At 52.1% G+C, this 19,614-nt stretch carries 17 protein-coding genes; 11 read left to right on the forward strand and 6 right to left on the reverse strand.

Going from position 1 to position 19,614, the window contains the following annotated elements:
* Positions 1 to 31 precede the first annotated feature (31 nt).
* The gene (locus tag GP475_RS11500; RefSeq protein WP_187974492.1) at positions 32 to 1,186 is read left to right on the forward strand and encodes a porin PorA family protein; all 1,155 of its coding nucleotides are present in this window, start codon (positions 32 to 34) and stop codon (positions 1,184 to 1,186) included.
* Between the two features lie 1,404 nt (positions 1,187 to 2,590).
* Here GP475_RS11500 and GP475_RS11505 read toward each other — a convergent pair.
* Positions 2,591 to 3,703: a glycosyltransferase family 4 protein gene (locus tag GP475_RS11505; protein WP_187974493.1), complete on the reverse strand. Its 1,113-nt coding sequence runs from the start codon at positions 3,701 to 3,703 to the stop codon at positions 2,591 to 2,593.
* 29 nt (positions 3,704 to 3,732) lie between these two features.
* Between GP475_RS11505 and GP475_RS11510 the strand changes: the two genes are divergently transcribed.
* Positions 3,733 to 4,473 (forward strand): class I SAM-dependent methyltransferase, encoded by a 741-nt coding sequence (locus GP475_RS11510; protein ID WP_187974494.1) that lies wholly within the window; start codon positions 3,733 to 3,735, stop codon positions 4,471 to 4,473.
* A gap of 236 nt (positions 4,474 to 4,709) precedes the next feature.
* The gene (locus tag GP475_RS11515) at positions 4,710 to 5,378 is read left to right on the forward strand and encodes a sulfite exporter TauE/SafE family protein (RefSeq protein WP_187974495.1); all 669 of its coding nucleotides are present in this window, start codon (positions 4,710 to 4,712) and stop codon (positions 5,376 to 5,378) included.
* A gap of 78 nt (positions 5,379 to 5,456) precedes the next feature.
* Here GP475_RS11515 and GP475_RS11520 read toward each other — a convergent pair whose 3' ends face one another.
* Together GP475_RS11520 and GP475_RS11525 are read right to left on the reverse strand one after the other, a co-directional pair.
* Entirely contained in the window at positions 5,457 to 7,163 is a 1,707-nt protein-coding gene (locus GP475_RS11520; protein ID WP_187974496.1) for a glycoside hydrolase family 13 protein, read from the reverse strand.
* Positions 7,160 to 7,969 carry an endonuclease/exonuclease/phosphatase family protein gene (locus GP475_RS11525; protein WP_187974497.1) on the reverse strand — a complete coding sequence of 270 codons (810 nt, stop codon included), beginning with the start codon at positions 7,967 to 7,969 and terminating at the stop codon, positions 7,160 to 7,162. The genes GP475_RS11520 and GP475_RS11525 overlap by 4 nt, the downstream gene beginning before the upstream one ends.
* Before the next feature lie 191 nt (positions 7,970 to 8,160).
* Between GP475_RS11525 and GP475_RS11530 the strand changes: the two genes are divergently transcribed.
* From GP475_RS11530 to GP475_RS11540, 3 genes are read left to right on the forward strand one after another with little or no spacing between them, the layout of a single operon-like run.
* Positions 8,161 to 9,810 carry an alpha-glucoside-specific PTS transporter subunit IIBC gene (locus GP475_RS11530; protein WP_187974498.1) on the forward strand — a complete coding sequence of 550 codons (1,650 nt, stop codon included), beginning with the start codon at positions 8,161 to 8,163 and terminating at the stop codon, positions 9,808 to 9,810.
* A 46-nt stretch (positions 9,811 to 9,856) separates the two neighbouring features.
* Positions 9,857 to 10,636, forward strand: a complete 780-nt coding sequence (locus GP475_RS11535; protein WP_187974499.1) for a MurR/RpiR family transcriptional regulator — start codon at positions 9,857 to 9,859, stop codon at positions 10,634 to 10,636.
* Complete coding sequence (locus GP475_RS11540) at positions 10,620 to 11,054, forward strand: hypothetical protein (RefSeq protein WP_187974500.1); 435 nt, start codon at positions 10,620 to 10,622, stop codon at positions 11,052 to 11,054. The genes GP475_RS11535 and GP475_RS11540 overlap by 17 nt, the downstream gene beginning before the upstream one ends.
* A gap of 43 nt (positions 11,055 to 11,097) precedes the next feature.
* Here GP475_RS11540 and GP475_RS11545 read toward each other — a convergent pair whose 3' ends face one another.
* Both GP475_RS11545 and GP475_RS11550 read right to left on the reverse strand, forming a co-directional pair.
* Complete coding sequence (locus GP475_RS11545) at positions 11,098 to 11,826, reverse strand: ATP-binding cassette domain-containing protein (protein WP_187974501.1); 729 nt, start codon at positions 11,824 to 11,826, stop codon at positions 11,098 to 11,100.
* A 26-nt stretch (positions 11,827 to 11,852) separates the two neighbouring features.
* Positions 11,853 to 12,656, reverse strand: coding sequence for a hypothetical protein (locus tag GP475_RS11550; protein ID WP_187974502.1), 804 nt, complete (start codon positions 12,654 to 12,656; stop codon positions 11,853 to 11,855).
* A 510-nt stretch (positions 12,657 to 13,166) separates the two neighbouring features.
* Between GP475_RS11550 and GP475_RS12575 the strand changes: the two genes are divergently transcribed.
* Both GP475_RS12575 and GP475_RS12580 read left to right on the forward strand, forming a co-directional pair.
* A complete protein-coding gene (locus tag GP475_RS12575; RefSeq protein ID WP_224399783.1) occupies positions 13,167 to 13,337 on the forward strand; it encodes an antitoxin HicB in 171 nt (56 codons plus the stop codon).
* Positions 13,292 to 13,444, forward strand: a complete 153-nt coding sequence (locus tag GP475_RS12580; protein WP_224399741.1) for a toxin-antitoxin system HicB family antitoxin — start codon at positions 13,292 to 13,294, stop codon at positions 13,442 to 13,444. Before GP475_RS12575 ends, GP475_RS12580 begins: the two co-directional genes overlap by 46 nt.
* 50 nt (positions 13,445 to 13,494) lie before the next feature.
* Here the strand turns inward: GP475_RS12580 and GP475_RS11560 are convergent, their stop codons facing one another.
* Entirely contained in the window at positions 13,495 to 15,330 is a 1,836-nt protein-coding gene (locus GP475_RS11560; RefSeq protein WP_187974503.1) for a phosphoenolpyruvate carboxykinase (GTP), read from the reverse strand.
* A 382-nt stretch (positions 15,331 to 15,712) separates the two neighbouring features.
* Between GP475_RS11560 and trmB the strand changes: the two genes are divergently transcribed.
* The 3 genes from trmB to GP475_RS11575 are packed head-to-tail and all read left to right on the forward strand — an operon-like array spanning position 15,713 to position 19,614.
* Positions 15,713 to 16,492, forward strand: a complete 780-nt coding sequence (gene trmB, locus GP475_RS11565; protein WP_187974504.1) for a tRNA (guanosine(46)-N7)-methyltransferase TrmB — start codon at positions 15,713 to 15,715, stop codon at positions 16,490 to 16,492.
* Between the two features lie 2 nt (positions 16,493 to 16,494).
* A complete protein-coding gene (locus GP475_RS11570) occupies positions 16,495 to 17,166 on the forward strand; it encodes an NYN domain-containing protein (protein WP_187974505.1) in 672 nt (223 codons plus the stop codon).
* A gap of 42 nt (positions 17,167 to 17,208) precedes the next feature.
* Positions 17,209 to 19,614, forward strand: a complete 2,406-nt coding sequence (locus GP475_RS11575; RefSeq protein ID WP_187974506.1) for an MMPL family transporter — start codon at positions 17,209 to 17,211, stop codon at positions 19,612 to 19,614.

Here is a 19,614-nt window from a genome sequence, read left to right on the forward strand (position 1 = left end):
GTTGCTCTGAGCCTACCTGGAGGAGAACCCTGTGCCCGGAACCACCGCCCAAGGCGCAAGTTTAAGGCGCCGGATGTTCGGAGATCGACGCCTCAGGCGCACCCTGTTATCCCTACTGATAACGATAATTCTGCTTTTCCTCATCGGCTCCGTAGGCCCGCGACTGCTCATCTTCTTCACCCGCCCTATCCCGCTGGATCAGGATTATTCCTTTAGCACTACCCCGGTAACCGGAATTGTCGCTGGCCAACCTCATAGCATTAGCTCTACCTTGACGGTGCATACTGCTGCCGGATCTAAATCTAAATACACCCAGGTCAGCACCCAAAGAACCATTGAGGCCGACGGCTCTCCGATACTCCAGCTTGAGGACCAGGTTGACCTTATCCGTAGCTCAGCTTTTCCAACGCCCGAGCCCACGAGCCACACAAGTCTAGTGCTACCGACTGCGGGTATCACCTTAAGCAGTGAGAATTTCATTCGCGAGGGGTTGCAGTACTTCATGCCCTCAAGCACAGAACGACGTTCCTTTAATTACTTTGATCCCCTTACCCAACGTCCCACCCCACTGGATTATGTGGATAAAGATCAGCACGCAGGGCTTCGCGCCTACCTCTTCCAACAAGATGTGGAACCGGTGGATCTGGTGGAATCTGCTATTCGCTCTCACACCCAGCCCACCAAAGAAGGAGACGTTATTACCGAGGACCAGCGGCCGCACCTTTCTCAGTTAGATCCGCAGCTGCAACAAGACATCCTCAAGTTGAGTCGAACCGAGGTGACGTCGAACCTCTATCACGCAGACGAACTTCAACACCGTGGTTTATCGGCAGATTCTGCTCTTACCGTTCACCCCTATTACACGGTGGATCGCAAAGTATGGGTGGAGCCACGATCCGGCAAAATTGTTGATGTATCTGAAAACGTGCTCATAGTGTTAGCTAATTCTGACGACTCCGCCGCCCAGGACGCCCAAGCCTGGCGGGCAGGAAAAACTATAAATCCGGCGCGGGTGGTGTTTTCCGCCCCCTTGCACTGGGATGAGCACACTGTGTCCCAGCAAGCTCAGCTTGCGGCGGACCGGGTACACACCCTGAGAATTTTGCAATGGGTAGCGGTGCTGAGCACCACGGCCATGGTGATCTGCGGAATCGCTATGGTGGTGGTTCGGGTGAAAGGGCACTAATAGTGCTGCGTCCGCACTGGACCACGATGGCGCTAGGTGCCTGGTGCGCAATGGTGATCACTGCATTGCTTTTGCCACTTGCTCATCCTGGCCCGCTAACGCTACGCGACATGGTAGTGCTCCCCCACCCTGCCCTATCGCCCGGCGCCTTGGGTTGGGGGGATCTTCCCGCTCGTAACTCTCCCCAAGATGGGGTTTTAGCTTTAGCCGGAATGGTCCTTGACGCCAGCTATTGTGCCCGCGCAGCTATTCTTCTTTCCGCCCTAGCCGCCACCGCAGGGGCTCTCGCCATTGCCGGGGGACGCCGCCGTCCCTTTTCCTCAGCAGCAGCGGTTTTCATGGCCTTATGGAACCCCTTCATCATTGAACGACTTCTCCAAGGCCACTGGTCTCTTGTCATTGGAGTATGGCTACTCATCCCGCTCACCTGGGCAGGTCTAAACGGCCGCACCCGGCTCCAAGCACTCTGTCTCTGGGCGGCATCACTGACTCCCACCGGCGCCGTTTTTGGACTCATCACCGGGCTGATCACCGCGCGCCGTCGCTTAGTCGTGTTCTTCTGGGGACTTCTGTGTTGTCTGCCGTGGCTCGTCCCCGCCTTATTGGCTGCCCTGCACCAATCTTCTTCTGCGCTAGTCACCTCCGCTTCAGCGAACGTTTTTAGCCCCCGCGCAGAAGCTTTAAGCGGCACCGTGGGAACATTGCTGGGGTTAGGCGGTATCTGGAATAGCTCCGCTGTGCCTGCCTCCCGAGAAGCTGGCTTTTCCCTGGTTGGAGCACTATTAGGACTAGTGATCTTAAGCTATGCCCGATCCTGCCCGCGGTCTATTCATCTACTTCTTGCCCTGGGTGTCGGTGGGGCTTTCCTCGCCTGGATAGTCCCCCAACCTCTCTCCTGGGCCGTGTCCACTATTCCCGGCGCGGGACTGTTCCGCGACTCTCAGAAGCTACTCGGCCTAGCACTACCCGGCTATGTGTGGGTGTGCGCCCGGATCAAACGCCGCACTGTAGCTGCGGCCCTGATCCCGCTGATATTTTTCGCTATGCCCGACGCCCCCCTCGCGCTCAAAGAACTCACCCCCAATAATCCTCCGGTAGTGATTGACGGCAGCTTTGCCCAAGGAAAAGAAGTGCTTATTCCTGAGATTGGTGCAGTAACCACCATTAATGGCACACCGATGGTGCAGCCGTGGTCTAAAGCAGTAGCTTTGGTTGAACCAGGACAACTCCAGGTGGATGGGATAATAACTGATTCTGCTAATCCGCGTTACCTGGCTGCCATGGACGCCTGGGAGAACAAAGATATGCCCGCGCTGGAACAACTTGGAATAGGAATAGTTGCAAATAGCCACGGTGAGGTCCTGGCCGCCACCCCGGCAGCTAAACCCTCACTCATTACCGGACTTAGTATTCACCTCTTTTGGCTTGCTCTGCCACTACTTTTGCTATGGCCTGCCCGGTGGCTTCCCAGGAGAATTGCTGAGCAAAAACCTGCGCTTGACACCCCAACTCAGACCGGCGCTGCGGATTCTGCCACAAACTAAGCACATAGTCCCGAAACTGCGACGGGGAATGAGCAAGTAACCCGGTTTCTCCGTGGATGATGGAGTCTTGTAACCCGCCGGAGCTGACATATCCCACCGTAGGGGTGGCATGTTGGGCAGCTTCAATAACCGCCAAACCCCACCCTTCTTTACGGGAGGGCATGAGGTGAATATCCGCCCGTTCCAGCAGCGCATGTTTTATCGCTTCACTGCACTGACCATGGAAACTAATCCGATCTTCAACCCCGCTGCGCCGGGCATATTCTTTGAGATTTTCTGCCCACCATCCGCTACCAACAATATCCAGGTGACAATCCGGCACGGTGGCAACCAGATCAATTGCTTGCTCAATATGCTTATGCGGAACTAGGCGAGAAAGCGTCATGAGGTGCGTGGCCGAGAGCCGATTGAGGTGCGGAATATCGCTGGGCAGCGGATCCACCCCATTGCGGATAATCCGGATCTGTTCCGGCTGAACCCCTAGCTGAACTAATTCCTCTGCTGATGGCTGAGACACGGTGATATATTGGGAGTGGCGATACACTCTGGGTGCAACCCGGGATTCTAGAAACCACCCCAGGCGGGCGATGAAAGGGCCTGCAACTGGCCATTGTTCTCGGTGACAGTGATGAGTCAGGAGGATGGTGGGCCGGCCGGAAAATATTTTGGCAAAAAAGGGGATTCCGTTTTGGGTGTCGATGACAACGTCTACGTCGGCTAGTGGGCCGAAGCCTAGCCGGCCCCGAAGCATCCGCCACCAGGCGCGAGGATAGACAGTGAATTTTCCACCCGCCCGGAGATAGCGAATTCCCTTGCGACGGCTCCTAGCCGGGGCGTCAGTGTAGGCACTGGTTTGGTAAACCACCTCGTTTCCTTGCTGTGCGAGGTATTCCCCGACGCGCTCTAGGTATTGTTCACTGCCTCCCCCCTGGGGATGGGTGCTGTCACGCCAACAGAGCAAAAGGATCTTCATCAATCCTCAACACTATCCTTGGTACTGCTATGAAAGAACTTCGCCACCATGCAACGCTGCGACGCTCCTGGAAACTTCTTTCCGCGTTTCGGTACGAGCAGTCAGAACCAGACCGCTTCTACCAGCCGCTAGCAGCAGATACCGCGCAGCTCATTGAGGATGTGGTGGGGGATCTTCGCCATAAAACAGTCCTCGATATTGGTGGCGGTCCAGGCTATTTCCACCGCGAGTTTGCCGCTAGAGGAGCCAGATATATTGGCGTCGAACCTGATGTGGGAGAAATGGCAGCCGCCGGAATTACCATCCCCCACGCCATTCGCGCCGATGGGATGAACCTCCCCATCAAAGATGAGGCTGCCGACGTGGTGTATTCCAGCAACGTCGCCGAACATGTTCCCTTCCCCTGGCGCATGGCTGAAGAGATGCTTCGCGTCACCCGCCCCGGCGGGGTGATGATTTTTAGTTACACCATTTGGTTGGGCCCTTTTGGTGGACACGAAACCGGATTATGGCAACACTACCTTGGTGGCGACTTCGCCCGGGATCATTATATTCGCCGCCACGGACACCCACCGAAAAATTCCTTCGGTACCTCCTTATTCAATGTGTCCTGCGCTGAGGGGTTACGTTGGGCCCGCCAGCGGTCCGACGCCCACCTACTGCTCGCTTTTCCTCGCTATCATCCCTGGTGGGGGTGGTGGATGGTGCATATTCCTGGGCTTCGGGAGTTTCTGGTCAGCAACCTTGTTTTGGTTCTACTCAAGAAATAATCACTGATGGTGAAATTAGCCCCAGGGGACAGCTCCCCTTAGCAAAAATACCTATTTCCAGGGAGTTCCGATATATCTAAATTGTTGTAAGCGTCCTTTTTCATCTACCATTTTCACCGAGTGCACGTGTGCAACGTGAACATCTCGCCGAAAATATTAATTTTGTTCAAGGAGAAGCTGGGGTCTTTTAGCCGGAGATTTAGCCGATTTTGGTCCTTTTCTGGCTAAGAATCAATATGGCAGTCACTAATCGACGTTTTGTTGCAAAAACCCCAAATACTTTGTTGGGGATTATTCCCTTGGGCCATGAAGAGCGTGGTGTTCCCATTGGAGCAATTGCCGGTGTGACTTCCTCGCTGTCTGTCAAGGCCGTTCGGCTTATCATTGGTATTCTCCTAGTTATCTTTGCTCTCATCGTTATTTTCGACGCCCCTAAAGCAGGCGTAGGATTCCTCCTCTTCCTTCTTTTGTTAATTGGTTTAGCAATTGCTGCTAGCGGTATTGTGGGCAGCCTGAAAATCACTAATAGCGGAGGTGCAGTCAGCGAATTCTCCGTCTCAGTATTGGAGCAGACTAAATTAGAGCAATTTGCCAATAAGCTCAATGAGTACCTCTACTCCGCGAGCCCTGCCAGCCAAAGCTGGAAACGGGCAGAAATGATGGGTAATACGGGAAACCCCTATCAGCAAATGCCACAGCAGCCTTATTCACAACCCCCGCAAGGTTTCCACGACCAGAACTACCCTCAGCAAGGCTATCCGCAACAACCCGGTTTCCCGCAGAATTATCCGCAGCCTGGCTACCCCCAACGCTCTAGCGAGCAGCCCCAGCAGCCGTTGAACCCGTTCCGTGAACCTCATCAGGATCCTTCTTCTGATAATTCCGAAGGTAAAAACAATAACTAACCCTGTGAGGAAGGGATGGCACTCTAGCGCCCTTCCAACCGGGCTCGATCATCCCTGTGGGGGCTTCACCCTAGGCGCTTACGTGCTCGCTAACCACACTCGAGTCTCATAACCACGCAGTGGTGACTCCGGTGTGGTTTTTTCCTTATCTTCATAGTTCGAAAGAATAAGTCGATAACCAGGGTTAGAATCTACGGCAACGGAGCGCTCATGTTCGGTGAAATTAGACGTCACAAGAAGGGTGTCCGTCTTCGTTCTACGAAGATAAGAGAAGGTGTACGGGTCATCTGGACTCAGAAGCTGAAAATCTCCATCAATAATGACCGGGTACTTCTTCCTTAACTCAATGAGCCGTTGATAGTACTGGTACACCCCACGTGGATCGGCTACGTCCCGCTCCGCATTAAGCTCCCGATAGTTGGGGTTGATCTTGAGCCACGGGGTTCCGGTACTAAATCCCGCATTCTTGGTGGCCGACCATTGCATCGGGGTACGGGCGTTATCTCGCCCGCGGGCGTGAATATAATGCATCATCTGCTCATGGCTAAAGATCTTTGCCTTATCCACATACTGAGCATAGGCATTGCGCTGTTCAATATCGTCATAATCAGATAGCTCTGGAAAAGCGACGTTCGTCATGCCAATTTCTTCCCCCTGGTAGATGTAGGGGGTTCCGCACATCATATGCAAGGTAGTGGCCAACATTGTGGCGGAAGTTACTCGCCACTGGGGACTGTCATCACCGAATCGTGACACTACCCGGGGTTGATCATGATTATTCCAATACAGCGAATTCCATGCTTTTCCGGCTAACCCTTCTTGCCAGTGAGCTAGGTTCTGCTTCAGGGTAGGGACATCAACTTTTCCGTCCCACCATTTGCCGTAACCGTCAGGATTGCCGTCCAGCATCATATGTTCAAAGGTAAACACCATATTCAACTCACCGCGGTTAAACCCAGCGTAGGCTAAACCATCAGCCACAGTGGTATCCGGGGTTTCTCCTACCGTCAACGTGGAATAATCATCTAGCACCTCGCGTCGCATTTCCCGGAGAAACTCATGAACTCGAGGACCATTAGCTATCAGATAAAGCGAGGATTCCCGACCACCGGCGGTGACTCGAGGATCATCGGGAAATTCGGGGTCTTTACTAATGGCGTTGATGACGTCCATCCGGAAACCGGAGACTCCCCGATCTAGCCAAAAACGCATGAGATCATAGACTTCGGCGCGGACTTTCGGGTTGTCCCAATTGAGGTCTGGTTGTTTGGTGGAAAAGAGGTGCAGGTAGAACTGCTGAGTGGGTTCATCCCATTCCCACGCCGATGGGGAAAAACAAGAGATCCAATTATTCGGCGGGATGGGTTTCCCCTCAGTGGTGTAGCCGGATGGGTCGCGCCAAATATAGTAATCCCGATAGGGATTATCACGGGAAGATCGTGATTGCTGGAACCATTCGTGTTCATCAGAGGTGTGATTCACCACTAAATCCATAATGATGCGCAGCCCGCGTTTTTGTGCTTCATGCACTAAACGGTCAAAATCATCAAGGGTACCGAACTCCGCCATGATCGCGCGATAATCAGAGATGTCATAGCCATTATCATCATTGGGCGAAGCATAAATAGGTGACAACCATATATCTGTGACGCCTAAGTCAGCTATATAATCTAGGTGCTGGATAATTCCCGGTAAATCACCCACGCCATCTCCATTAGAATCAGCGAAACTGCGTGGATAAATTTGATAAACAACGGAACGACGAAAATCAATATCCTGGGTCATGGAATCTCCACTACTATTCCGGAATGGTCAGAAACTGCTTCATCAGTATTGTCCTGAAAAACTACTTGGTAGCTTGAGACCGAGAGGTCGTCAGATATAAATACAAAATCAATTCTGAGGTTGTCTGCAACGTTCTCCCATCCGTCAATAACCCGATGCACGGTGCACTCCCCTTCGGTGTAGTGAGCACACCGAAAACTGTCTCGCCAACCGTCATTGAGCACCAACGAATAGCCTTCCCCATCTCGATTCGCGGGATTATTGAAGTCTCCAGCGATGATCACCGGGGCCTGAGCACGCAGATCCTCTAGTTGCGGTTTGAGTTGGCCCCATTCTTCCCGAAAGGCTGGCCACCAAGAAAAATGTGAACTTAAGATCCATCGTCCAGCAATGTGAGCAGCTAAGGAACGACGACGCCGATGATCAGTCCATGGATAGTCTCCACCATGATCGAGTTCACGGCACTCTATCATCCCGATGCGGCTTAACACCGCAACGCCTTCGTCGTACCTATCGAAGCCACGATGTGTACCCAGCCAGGCCCATGTCCAAGATATCTGGGGATCACCTAGTTGGCAGAGCGCTAAAACCAATAATCGAGCAAAATTATCGTGATGGATTTTTCGCCCAAAACTTTCCTTCAATCCTAAGGGGTGCTCATCGCGTGGGGTAGCAGGGAATTGGTTGACTTCTTGAAGAACCACAACATCCACGTTCTCCTGCAGGATTTCTTTGGCCAAGGCATAAAGCTTAGGGATTTGATGAACCTCAAGCCAGGAATGAGTATTGAGCGTCAATAGCTTCATGAAAACCATGCTAAACCCGAATAGGAATTAACCCTCACCAAAAGCGGGAGTTAAAAAATACTAATTTTGGAAAATGATACAAGTTGCGAACTTTAGTACAACTTGCCCTAAATAGGTCCCCAAGGAAGAAAGCCAGCTTTAAAGTCAAATCAGATCACATTCATTCCTGAAGAATTAAAGGAATCACAACCATGATGGAGAAAATTCAGCGCTTCGGCAGCGCAATGCTGGCCCCTGTTCTGATTTTCGCGGTCGCCGGGTTGGCCGTAGGTCTCTCAGTCATCGCACTCAATGCAGACCTGGTAGGCGGTATCGCAGAAGAAGGAACATGGTGGTTTAGCTTCTGGACAGTGTGGCAATCCGGCGCATGGACCATTTTCAATCAAATGGAGATCCTCTTCGTGCTGGGGCTACCTATTGCTTTGGCTAAAAAAGCGCAGGGGCGCGCGGTCCTTGAGGCCGGAATGGTCTACCTCACTTTCCAGTATTTTGTTTCTTCTCTCCTCGAACTCTTTGGTGACACATTCGGAGTGGATTTCTCCGCTGATCCAGGCGGTAGCTCAGGCTTGAAATTAGTAGCCGGCATCAAAACCCTTGATACCGGCATCCTGGGTGCCATTATTATCTCCGCGATCGTGGTGTGGGCACATAATCGCTGGTTCGAGAAAAAATTGCCGGACTTCCTAGGAATTTTCCAAGGCACCCAATTTGTCTACGGGGCCTGCTTCCTCTTAATGCTTCCTTTCGCCCTGCTGACGTGTTTTGTCTGGCCTATTTTCCAGCACGGCATTGCTAGTATGCAGGGATTCTTCGTAGAGTCCGGGGTCATTGGCGTCGCCATATATACCACCTTAGAACGCCTCCTCATTCCCACCGGTCTTCATCACTTCGTCTACACTCCTTTCGTTTTCGGCCCAGCCGTCTACCCTGACGGAATTCAGCGCACCTGGATTGATAACCTCAGCACGTTCGCTAATTCAGATCAAGATCTGCGCACCCTATTCCCTGGTGGCGGCTTCGCATTACATGGCAACTCCAAAGTCTTCGGCGCCATTGGCATTTGCTTGGCTTTTTACAGCACAGCTTTTAAGGAACGACGTAAAGAGGTCCTTTCCTTACTCATCCCGGTCTGTCTCACGGCCGTCCTCATTGGCATTACCGAACCTTTGGAATTCACCTTCCTCTTCGCCGCCCCGCTACTCTTTGTGCTTCATGCCATCCTCGCCGGGTTAATGTCCTCAACGATGTACGCATTTGGGGTATCCGGCAACTTTGGCGGTGGGCTTATTGATTTCTTGTTCCAAAACTGGATCCCCTTATGGTCCAGTCACTACACCACCTACCTCATCCAAATCTTCATTGGTTTGAGTTTTACGGTGATCTACTTCCTACTGTTTAGGTTCCTCATCCTCAAACTCAATCTCAAGACCCCTGGCCGAGAAGACGAGGGCAAGGATATTCATCTCTACTCCAAGAAAGAGTATCGGGAGCGTAAGAAGCAGGCCACAATCGGTTCCACCACAGCAGCTGCGGAAAACAACACTGCTGACGGGGAGGAAGAAGATGATTCCTATGCTCACCGGGCCCGCGGTTTCCTCAGGCTGCTGGGAGGTCAAGACAATATCGCTAGCGTGACCAATTGTGCTACCCGGCTACGGGTTACCGTCCATGATGAAACGCTTGTGTCCACTTCCGATGGAGAGTTTAAAGAAGCCGGGGCCCTGGGAATTGTCCGAAAGGGATCGTCTTACCAAGTCATTGTGGGCATGGATGTGCCACAAGTCCGAGACCGCTTTGAGGAACTCCTCCACACCACAACGCCGGAATCTGCCTCATCATAGCTATACCTCTCCGCGTATCCATATTCTCCGACTATCCTCGGACGATATGGATCTTGTGGAACATGCCTGCGCAACTGGAACCTTTGCTGAGCTCAGTACCACCGAACGAACCATCTTGACCTACCTCGTCAATCACGAAGATGAAGTCATTAACTCCACCCTCTCCGCTATCGCTCGGGAAACATTTAGCTCAACTACTAGCGTTATCAGACTGTCCAAAAAATTGGGTTTCGCAGGTTTTTCGGAACTCAAATTCTTCATCAAGAACTCACGCCAAGGCCATTCCTTTAATTCTCAAGATCTTCTTGAGGGAGTTCGGGCAGATACTATGAATAGCATTGATACCCTCCTGAACTCTCCGGAATTCTCTACCCCAATTAATATTATTCACAAAGCTAGGGTGATCTATCTCTGCGCTACCGGATATTCCCAACGGCTAGCCGCCAAAGAACTCATGAAAGCCCTTCTTAATTACGGGTATTTCTGTGTTCTTATCCCTTCTCATTTAGAACTGGAAAATGGTTTAGGCGCTATCCAAAAAGAGGACGTGGTCATGATCCTCAGCCTCTCTGGTGCCACCCCCGGCTATGAGAATATCCTGACAAAACTCAAAGCCCGAGGGGTGAAGATTATCTGTCTTGCAGCACACACTAACGGGTACATCGCCGAAGCCAGTGACCATTTACTCACATATCAGTCCACACCCATTCCCGTGTCACCACGCTCCAAAGATTTTGTTAGCCTCATTGGGCTTCATATTCTAGTGGACTTTATTATCAGAAAACTTTTAATTCAAAAAATGGAAAATAATGAAAATTCTTACTAGCCCTCAAAAAATCTCCACTATTCTTTTTTGGTACTGGTTACTTTCCGCTCTTGCTTTTCTTGCTCTCCGTACTTTAGGTCTCCGAAATAATTCGAATAATTTTCAGGATTTATCTACAGATCCAGGACTCACAATAGCTTTCACCCTTGCCTGTCTCTCCCTTATTGTGGCAGTTTTCTTAAAATCGCTCACATCCCAGGGGTTTTCTCCACTCCTAAGAATTTTCCTTCCAGTGATCTTTATCCAACAGATTCTTCTCTGGAACTTCCCCGGAGCCGCTGGCGTGGGATTATTGTGGTGGAATAGGCCCCGGTGGCCGCAACCCCTTCATCACCAGATATCAACCTGGGTTTTCTACCCTGCCCTCGCGCTGATCATCGCCGCTTCACTACTGATGTGGATAGTCCAGGTGAGCTAACACAGCTCGGTCTCACACCGTGACCCCCAAGGCCATACTCGCTTTATAGTTCATCACGTTCTTCTTGATTCCAGTCTTGACTTTCGAATAAGTCCCTAAAAGGGCCCGCTTGGTTTTTCAGTTCTTCGAAGTCCCCGCTTTGGGCAAGCGCGCCATTTTCAAGGAGATAGATTGTATCTGCGTAGCGTAGCGTCCAAGCACGGTGGCTCACCAACAAGACGCTACGCTTGGGGGTTTCAGCTTTGAGCATACGGAACAGTTTGCTTTCGCTTTCAGCATCTACCGAAGACGTCGGTTCATCCAGCACAAGAAGTTTGGCGTCACTGAGTAACGTGCGGGCTAAGGCCAGTCGTTGCCATTGACCACCGGAAAGATCTGTACCGTCCCACTGTTCACCTAGCTGGGTATCTAGCCCGTGCGATAACACGTTCACATAGTCGGCTAGGTCTACTTTTTCAAGGACTCCCCAAAGTTCCGCGTCGCTGGGCACATGTGTGCCGTAATAGGGTAAAGAAAGAAATTGTCGAATGCTGAGCTCAAACTTTTCAATATCCTGCGGCATGATCGCCACGTCGGTTGCCCTTAGGCGGCTATACAGCTGGCCTGCTTTGGGTTTTAGCTGTCCAGTCAGCACCTTCACGGCGGTAGATTTTCCAGCCCCATTAGCCCCTACAACCGCAACAATTTTTCCTACCTCGACCGCTAGAGACAGATCATTGAGAACGTTTTCACTCTGGTCAGAATAGGAAAAATACACCTGTTTACATTGCATGAGGGTGTTGGGAGCAGCCGGCGTTTTCAGTTGTGGGCGTCATCCTCGTTGGTCGTGGAGTGCAGTGTGGCCCGCACATTCAAGTAGCGCATCACGATAGGTGCGGAAGCCATAAGTTCCCCGTAGGCACTTCCGGCACTTTTCGTAGCTAACATTGCTGAAACCACACCCAAGATCGCAGCTGCGAGCATGTCAATAGGAACTTGGGAGCGCCAGATAAGGGAACTTAATGCGCCGGCGATCAAGATTAGAGCGAAGAAACCGGAGGCAAGAGCGGAGGCAAAACGGATTGACATGATTTTCATCCAGTATCCGCGCAGGATCTCATGCTTGGCTTTGGCCCAGTTTGCGACCTGATTGGCACCGTTCAGGACGGACAATTCCGTCCCCGGGCGGGCGTAACGTAACTGATTTTCAAGGTAGTCAGCCCGTCGGGAGGTAGCTGCCTGTTTGGGCCAATAGAAATTTTCAGCCTTAGCAATCAATGAATAGCCGAACAACTGTGGCAGCAAAGAAAGCGTCACTAACGACGCAGCAACCACGTCCAAGTTCGCCAAAGAAGAAAATAGTAAGGCCGCGGTGGTAATTGCACCAATAATGTTCAGTGCACTGCTAGCTTGCCAAGACAGATTAAAAGGGATGGAATCGTGGGCAGCTTGCACTTCATCAATAACCGAACTATCGCGCCTTTGTGCTGGTGTTAATGATGCGTACAGGTCGATTACTTCATATGTGTAGGCATAACGCAAAGTAAACTGTAAGCGCAGATTTAAAGCATCAACCATTGCCGATAGCGGCAAAATCCCACCAGTCACCACAACCAGCAGCACTACTCCCCAAAGAGTTAGATTCGCGCCTGAACGACCGGCAATCACGTGACCAACTACGTACACCTGCAGGGCTGGTAAGGCTGCCTCTACTAGGCGCGCCAAACACAGGCCAATCGTGACAGGAAAAGAGAATTTTAGTGCATCTTTAAGGGCATACCCAGATGAAGACAGAGCAGACCAAACAAAAGAACGCTTTGCTATAACGTCACTGCTAGAGCGTGTAACACCACCGCTAGAGCACATACTACGACAATAAGCACGTAAACAGGTATTATCAAGTTAATTCTTCGCCCATTAGGGAAGAACAGCCTTTATTAGTTAAATAATAACGAATTACCGAAATTATTATTTTTTAGAAAATTTTAAAAAGTTTAAATTTTATTGGCGGCATCGTTCTGGCAATTCAAAATTCACAACGCAAAGGGCAAAGCCAAGCCTTATCAGGTCAACCAAGTTCTAGAAGCAATTGAAAACTGGAAGCACTGAAGAAGACCTAGAATTCTGGCAACCGTGACTGAATTCCCCTCTTTGTCATGGTTGGATACAGGCCGGCAGCAGGCCGAGCGTGGCTTGCTTGATCTTATAGCCGAGGTTGTTGAGGATATGGAGTCCTCCAGTGAGGTGGTTCCTACCCCTTGGGTAGCCGTAACCGTACATCGTCATCATTACATCGCCGGTTAGCTATTGCTGCGAAGTCGGAGGAAATATCTCTGAGCACCGTGAATATAGATCATGACCCGATCCATAGAAAATCGTGTGATTTCCCCTTTTCCCGCCTAAACACATAGCCCAAGGATAAAATCCTTAGGCTACGCGATGGAAAGAATCTTAGTTGGGTTTAGCTCTTGCGAGAGAGCCGATCAGCGATCCGCTCTTTGAGTGCCTCGAACTCATCCCAGATTTCCTGGGGCACCTTAGGCCCAAGGAACTTCAACCATTCCTCATTATCAGGCAAATCGCCTTGCCACTTCTCGGCCGGTGACCGCAGTGCTTCCTTGACATCATCCAAGGGGATGTCCAATCCTTCAAGATCCAGATCCTCAGCATTAGCGGTATAACCCACCAGGGTCTCGCGAGCAGGAACTCGTCCTTCAATGCGGTCGACAATCCACTTGAGAACACGTGAGTTATCACCGAATCCAGGCCAGAGGAAACGTCCATCATCACCACAGCGGAACCAGTTCACCAGGAACACTGCGGGCATCCGGTCGCCGCCCTTCTTGCCCATGTCAATCCAGTGCTGGAGGTAGTCGCCCACGTTGTATCCAATGAACGGCAACATGGCCATCGGGTCATGGCGCAGCGAGCCAACCTTGGCTTCTGCAGAGGCAGCGGTTTGTCCGGAGGACAGGGTGGCCCCAATGAAAGTGGCATGATTCCAGCTCATAGCTTGGGTTACCAGCGGCACAGCGTCGGCCCGACGTCCACCGAAGAGAATTGCATCAACCTTGACACCCTTAGGGTCATCGTATTCAGGGGCTGCCACCGGGCACTGTTTAATGGGAACACAGTAGCGGGAGTTCGGGTGGCTAGAGCGGCTTTCCCCGTCTGGGGTCCACTCATTCCCCTTCCAGTCAATAGCGTGGTTAGGCTTGTTCTCCATGCCTTCCCACCAGATGTCGCCGTCATCTGTAAGGGCCACGTTAGTAAAGAGGGTGTTGCCCGGTTCCATGGTCTTCATGGCGTTGGGGTTGGAGGAGTAGTTCGTTCCTGGTGCTACGCCGAAGAATCCATTCTCTGGGTTAACTGCATATAATCCGTCCTCGCGCAGCTTCAGCCAGGCAATGTCGTCGCCCACAACCTCTGCTTTCCAGCCGGGAATGGTGGGGGTGAGCATAGCCAGGTTGGTCTTACCGCACGCTGAGGGGAACGCGGCACATATGTGGTAGGCCTTGCCTTCGGGGGAAATGAGCTTCAGGATAAGCATGTGCTCAGCCATCCAGCCCTCTTCCTTAGCCATGACAGAGGCGATGCGCAGTGCGTAGCACTTCTTAGCCAAGATGGCGTTTCCGCCGTATCCGGAACCGTAGGACCAAATCTCTTTGGTCTCTGGGAACTGAGTGATGTACTTGGTGTCATTGCAGGGCCAGGGGACGTCTTCCTCGCCTGGCTCCAGCGGAGCTCCCACGGAGTGGAGACAGTGTACGAAGTCTCCGGTGGGGCCAATCTTATCTAGTGCCTCTTGGCCCATGCGGGTCATGATGCGCATGGACATGACAACATAAGCAGAGTCGGTGAGCTGCACACCCAGCTTTGGCTCCGGGTCAGTGATGGGTCCCATGCAGAAGGGCACCACATACATGGTGCGTCCTTTCATGGAGCCACGGAAGTGCTCGGTCATCTCCGCTTTCATCTCATCCGGATCAGCCCAGTTGTTGGTAGGACCGGCTCCTTCTTTGGTCTTGGAGCAGATGAAAGTGCGAGACTCTACGCGAGCTACATCGGAAGGGTTGGACCGGGCCAAATAGCTATTGGGGCGCTTTTCCTCATTCAGTTTGACCAGGGTGCCAGCTTCAACCAGTTCGCTGGCAAGACGATTCCATTCCTCATCGGAACCGTCGGCAAAAACAACACGCTCTGGGGTGAATAGTTCAACTGCCTCGGCAATCCACTTCAGCAGCTCCTGATTCTCCGTCGGAGCAGGTGTTTCCAAGCCCTTGATCTCAATGCTCATGTTTTCTCCTGACGTGATGGACTTTCGTTGGAGTATCCACTTATCAGGGTAATGACTTCCCCCCGTTGTCGCGGGGAATTTTGCTGACAGGGCAGGTTGTATCCACCCCGGCCGAGAATTGAGTGATTCACGGCACAAAATTAATACCCCCGGATTAGGGCACTGTTCCTAACTTCATCATCATAGAGGCTCGACGCCTACGTCCGAACCTTGCGCGATCTCAACCCGCTACCGCCGGTGGTTGCACCCCCTTCACCCCCGTGTTACGTGACGATGAATTTATGGAGCAAGAAAAGCAGTTGAACACTGTGAGATTTCTCGCAGTACGAACCGCGCCATTATCGCCATCGGGAATTGCAGTTCCTAGGGAGTTAACGCAACAATGTCCTGGATGTCTAATAATTCTGAAACGCCCGGTACCCGCTCTTATCAACAGCCCTCAGACTTTCGCGATGGACTGGCGTATCCGCGCTTAGGGTCAATCGGGTTTCGACGTGGGACCTTAAGCGATAACCAACAGGCTCGGTGGGATAAATACTGGCCGCGCTTTGGTCGGGAACTTGACGATGAGGTACTCGACGTTCCGGAATGGTTCAGCCGAGAGGGGGCGAAAACCATTCTGGAAATTGGGTCTGGCACGGGAACATCGACAGCTGCGATGGCGCCGCTGGAAGAAGATACCAATATCATCGCCGTAGAACTGTATCGACCAGGACTAGCTAAGTTATTAACCCAGATTGTACTTAATGACATAAGTAATATCCGAATGCTCAAAGGCGATGGAATAGAAGTGCTGAAGCGCATGTTTCCACCCGCTTCCCTCGATGGAGTACGGATATTCTTCCCAGATCCGTGGCCTAAAGCTCGGCACCATAAGCGGCGAATCATTCAATCTGGTCCGCTGCATCTGATTGCTAACCGGCTCAAGCCTGGCGGTGTGCTCCATGTGGCAACCGACCATGCAGACTATGCCGAGTGGATTTCAGAACTGGTGAACGTCGAACCTTTATTGGACTACCGGGGCTGGCCTTGGGATGAGTGTCCGCAACTTACTGACCGACAACTACTGACCAAATTCGAAAACCGTGGGTTACGGATGGAGCATTCAATTTCTGAATTTCTATGGCAGCGTACTGACGCGCCCGATACCCGGGAGATTTAATAATGAGTAGCTACGATGATCCTCGGCTCCCCCACCTCGGCGGCCCCTCGCATCCCGAGGAGAACACCTTATTACTGGTGTGGGACGCGCCAAACCTGGATATGGGACTAGGGGCGCTGCTGGGTGGCCGGCCTTCCTCACAACAACGCCCTCGCTTTGATGCGGTAGGCCGATGGCTGGTGGAAGAGTCCCAACGCATGTCTGAGGAGATTGTTCCGGAAGCCACTGTCTTTACCAACGTGTACCTCGATGGTGCGGAAGTTATTCGACCGTGGGTGGAAGCACTACGGAATGTAGGTTTCGCAGTATTCGCCAAACCAAAGCTGACTGAAGAATCTGATGTTGATCCGGACATGATTGACCATATTCGACGTCGCCATGCTGAAGGGGTGTTGCGTGGGCTGGTGGTAGCTAGTGCTGACGGTCAGAATTTCCGGGAGCTTCTTGAAGAACTCGCTGAAGAAGGTCTTCCTGTTACCGTACTGGGGTTCCATGAACATGCCTCCTGGGCAGTAGCTAGTGACCTCTTACGCTTTATTGATCTAGAAGACATTCCGCAGGTGTTTCGGGAACCGCTACCTCGGATTAACCTGGACCAACTCCCCGACTCCGGGGCCTGGTTGCAACCGTTCCGGCCACTGACGGCTTTGGAACATCAACGCGATCAGCTCTAAGCTCTACAAAGGTTTGAAGAGTTCAATCAAGGAAGGGCCGCAATGTTCGAAAAGTGGGGATATTTTGCCTACCGACATCGGCGAATCATCCCGATTGTCATTGTGGTGGCAGTACTAGCTCTCTATGGAGTGTTGGGAACCCGCCTGGCCGAAAGGATGAGCCAAGAAGGGTGGGATGACCCAGGTTCGGCGTCTACTCAGGCGGCCCAGATTGAAGAAGAAACCTTTGGCCGAGACAACAATGGCGACGTCATTCTGCTTTTCCATTCCCCTTCTGACCGCACTCTGGATGATCCTCGCACCTTTGGGGCGGCCCAGGAACATCTTCGGAACATCGCAGAACTACCGCAGGTAGATCATGTCACCAGCTACTTTGATACCCGTAATGTACAACTCATCAACCAGGATCACACCGAAGCTTTTGCGGCGCTGGGGCTAAAAGGAGATGGTGAACAAACTCTCAAAGACTTCCGAGCCATCAAAGATCAACTTGTCGGGGAACTGCCTGGCGGCACTACCATCCAAGTAGCTGGCGCCACCGCTGTCGCCGATGCCCTTGATGAAGGAATGGCGGGCGACATCCACCGCGCTGAAATCTATGCCCTTCCCGCTGTCGGCCTCCTGCTCCTCATAGTTTTTGGCTCCGTTGTCGCCGCCGCAATGCCGCTGATTGTCGGCGTTCTGTCCATCCTCGGTTCCCTCGGGGTGCTTTCTTTTCTTGCTGGATTCACCCAGGTCAACATCTTCGCCCAATCAGTGGTAACGCTGTTGGGCTTAGGCCTAGCCATTGACTACGGTTTATTCATGGTTTCTCGGTTCCGCGAGGAAATGGATAAAGGAATCAAGGTAGAAACTGCTGTAGCAATAACTACGGCTACCGCAGGAAAAACCGTGGTGTTCTCCGCCGCGATGGTCGCGGTGGCGCTGTCGAGTCTTTTTGTCTTCCCCCAGGCGTTCTTAAAGTCAGTTGCCTACGGAGCGATCTCCGCCGTAGGTCTCGCTGCTTTGCTGTCCCTAACTGTTCTACCCAGCATCTTCAGCATGCTGGGTAAGAATATTGACCGCTGGGCGGTGCGTCGAACCTCAAGGAAAGCCCGTCGGCTAGAAGACACCTTCTGGTACCGTCTCCCCGCCTGGGCGATGAAACATGCCAAGGTTTCGACCGTGGTTGTTGCCGGCGTGTTGGTAGCTCTCGCCATTCCGCTGGTGGGCGTGACCTTTGGTGGGATCAATGAAACATATCTGCCCCCGAAGAATGAAACCAGGGTGGCCCAGGATGACTTCAACGACACGTTCCCGGCTTTCCGCACTGAACCAGTAAAACTGGTGGTGACAAACGCTGATAACCGTCAGCTCGTGCAGATTTATCAACAAGCTAACGCGGTTGAGGGGCTTACCGGGAGGTTCAGTGCTTCATCCACTAAGAACGGCACCACGGTGCTTTCCGCTGGTATTCAAGATCGTTCCTTGAATCAGCATGTGGTGGAACAACTGCGCAATATCTCCACCCCTGAAGGTGTGAAGATGTACGTGGGGGGCACCCCTGCCCTGGAAGTGGAATCCATTGAGGCACTACTCAATAAACTTCCGTGGATGGCTCTTTATGTAGTCATAGCGACTTTTGTCTTGATGTCCCTCGTCTTCGGGTCCCTCGTGCTACCGGCAAAAGCCATCATCATGACTGTGTTAGGTATGGGGGCCACTCTCGGAATTTTAACCCTCATGTTCGTCGATGGTTTAGGTGCCGATCTCTTAAACTTCACCGCTGGTCCGCTGATGAGTCCTATCTTGGTGCTGCTTCTTGCCATCATGTATGGGTTGTCCACCGACTATGAGGTTTTCCTGGTTTCTCGAATGGTGGAAGCTAGGGATCGAAAAGCCAGTACTGACCAGGCTATTAAATACGGTACGGCCCACACCGGACACATCATTACTGCTGCTGCGCTCATTATGATTGTGGTTTGCGGGGCGTTTGGATTCTCCGAAATCGTGATGATGAAATACATTGCGTTCGGCATGATTGCGGCGTTGTTCCTCGACGCCACAGTAATCCGAATGTTCCTGGTTCCCGCCGTAATGCATCTTTTGCGTGAAGATAACTGGTGGGCGCCAAGATTTATCCGCACCGCCTATGCACACCTCGGACATGGCGAGCAGGTGCCGGAACCTAGAGCCGAATATGTGCCAGCGGCTCGCCCCCATCCGGAGCCCGCTGCAGCTGCACAGCCTGTTTCTTCTAGCTCCGAGCCAGCTCCGGAATCTCCGCCGGCTGATCCATGTCCAGACTGGCACGAAGAAGATGAAGGGATCTATGAGGCGGAAATTGTGGAGGACCATGAGACTTCCCGCCACGGACGTCGCGCCCGAGACGATGATGAGCTCATCCCCTTCTCAGAACTCATGCGACGATTAGAAATAGAGCAGCAAACACGAAACGAATTGGAGTAA

It is taken from the genome of Corynebacterium poyangense (genome assembly GCF_014522205.1).
GTDB classification, from domain to species: Bacteria; Actinomycetota; Actinomycetes; order Mycobacteriales; family Mycobacteriaceae; genus Corynebacterium; species Corynebacterium poyangense.